This window comes from uncultured Caballeronia sp. (assembly GCF_964243625.1).
GTDB lineage: Bacteria > Pseudomonadota > Gammaproteobacteria > Burkholderiales > Burkholderiaceae > Caballeronia.
The window spans coordinates 1-2,043 of record NZ_CAXTGZ010000846.1 but is presented as its reverse complement, the minus strand read 5'-3'; the positions used below and the strand labels follow the sequence as shown (position 1 = coordinate 2,043).

Genomic DNA, 2,043 nt, shown 5'->3' with positions numbered 1-2,043 from the left:
ACGGCAGAATCAACCTAAAGCAACATTATCGGGCGGTCCGAGTTGCTTCTAAACGTATCTTCCGGCACCCCAGCTAACCGCTCGTGAGCTAGTCACCGCGCACTGCGAGCGTTCGCGAGGGGGGTTGCCGCAAGCTTAAAAGCGTTGAAACAGGCAAGAGGGGTGCTCCAGCGAGTTATCGGGAGTTGCTATGCAGTTTCACCTCAAAAAGTTACGCGTCAGAGCATGGAACACGCGACGGATTTCGGCCGTGAGTCCGTTGCGCGTTCTGGTCGTAGACGACAACCAAAACGCAGCGGAAGCGCTTGCCTCCTACCTAACGTTTGAAGGAATGGAGTGTCGAATGGCGCACGGGGGAGCCGAAGCCATTAACACGGCTACCGAGTGGATACCCGACATTATCATCAAGGATATTTGGATGCCAGGACTTAACGGAGTTGAAGCAACATGCGCGCTGCGACGTGATCTACGCACGGGTAGCATCATCGTTATCGCCTTCACTGCTATAGACGAGGATGAAGTCCTCAGGCATCTCACGCATCTGATTTTTGATGGCTATTGCCAAAAAGGGCAGCCTCCCACAACCCTTGTCACATTGATCAAGCATTTCTCTGAGTAGGCGAACACGGTTCCTAAATGGACCATTCAGCCTGGTCAACTGCTAGCCAATCGTTAGCGGGCGATATTTGCGGAGAAGCGACGAATTGTTTGATTCAGCCAGACGCGCAATATCGGCAGGGCTGCTATTGCAATCAAGCGACGAGGACCAAAAAGCACCGACCCCACAAGTACCGCCGCGATCATTTGCGCGTTGGGCGAAGTCAACAAGGTGACCCCCATGTATTGCCGGATCGCCGGGGAGGTCAACCCATTTTTCGACGACGACAGAGCTGCGCGCTCACCGCTTGAATGTGCAACAAATTCCGCCCGCGTGAGTTCCAAGCGCGACAGCACGCGACCACGCCGATCTTTGGGATTTTCGCTGTAAGTCTCATCCGACGGCGTGCTCACAAAGCCTCCTTAATTGCTTTCAAATCTTCGCGTAGCTCAGACTGGAGCGTAGCAAAATGAGATGCGCCTCGTAACTGCGCGCGCAACGCAAAAAACGCTGCCACGGAAACAACCAGCCACAGCCCGGCAATTGCCCACACCACCGCGAGGAAATATGGCGTTCCGAACGCGGTCGCGATCAAAGCAAAGCACAGGAATGACAGGCTGAACAGAAGGCCTACCGCGAGCGCGACCATTGCGATGACTTCTCGTAACAGAGTCTTTTTTGTTTCGGCAAGTTCCAACGTTGCCAGTTCTGCATAGTCGCCCGCGCGCGTCGTGCAAAATTCACCGATTGCTCTCCAGCGTCGTATGCTGACTTGCACTTTCGACAAAGGGTTCATCACACTAGACCTCAAATGAAAATCAATGCTCGCGCGGAAGCGCAGACGGTTTGCTGCGGCATATCTCGAATCAATGGAATCCCAAATAAAGGATGACAAGAACGATAACCGGGACGCCCAGCAACCAACCGAGTAGATATGGCATTTTTATGCTCCGAATTGTTAGATGACACGCGAGTCAGCATGCGCAGCAGGAGCAGCAAATGCTTTGTCCCGCCTACCGGCATGTTGCAAAGTGACTTAAGCAAGACGTATTCCCCAGGAGCCGGGATCAGACAGGAGGACGTTGAAATGAAATCGAACCGACTAGCCTTGTTTATTGGTGCGGTTGTCACAAGCTGCCTTGGGTCGCAGCCAACACCGACGTTCGCCCAACTGCCCGCCGTTTCGGCAGCGAACACTGCGCCGACTTCAAACGAGGGAAAACATGAGGCTTCGCATCCGCCTGTTGATGCGGCAAGTGACGCCAGCGTTGCGACGTCACTGCCGATACAAGCAACCCATCAGCCCGGCGAGCTCGCGGGTATCGTGCCCGCTGACGAGATGGCCGAGGAGCTCAGTTTCTCGGCTACTCAAGCCGTGGGCGCGGGCAAACAGCTCGGCACGCTCCGACGACGAGCTGTCCTCGATGGTGACAGCGATGTCGGCG

Annotated in this window: 4 protein-coding genes; 2 read left to right on the top strand and 2 right to left on the bottom strand. The window is 55.0% G+C overall.

Features of this window, described 5'->3' with window-relative positions; genetic code table 11:
• Nucleotides 1-190 precede the first annotated feature (190 nt).
• Entirely contained in the window at nt 191-619 is a 429-nt protein-coding gene (locus ACFFAR_RS31680; RefSeq protein ID WP_375509285.1) for a response regulator, read from the top strand.
• 53 nt (nt 620-672) lie between these two features.
• On the opposite strand, the gene ACFFAR_RS31675 is transcribed toward ACFFAR_RS31680, so the two are convergent.
• Nucleotides 673-1,011: a hypothetical protein gene (locus ACFFAR_RS31675; RefSeq protein WP_375509284.1), complete on the bottom strand. Its 339-nt coding sequence runs from the start codon at nt 1,009-1,011 to the stop codon at nt 673-675.
• Entirely contained in the window at nt 1,008-1,394 is a 387-nt protein-coding gene (locus tag ACFFAR_RS31670) for a phage holin family protein (RefSeq protein WP_375509283.1), read from the bottom strand. The genes ACFFAR_RS31675 and ACFFAR_RS31670 overlap by 4 nt, the downstream gene beginning before the upstream one ends.
• 291 nt (nt 1,395-1,685) lie before the next feature.
• On the opposite strand from ACFFAR_RS31670, the gene ACFFAR_RS31665 reads away from it, so the two are divergent.
• Nucleotides 1,686-2,043 (top strand): hypothetical protein (locus ACFFAR_RS31665; RefSeq protein WP_375509282.1); only part of this gene is annotated, 358 nt, incomplete at its 3' end.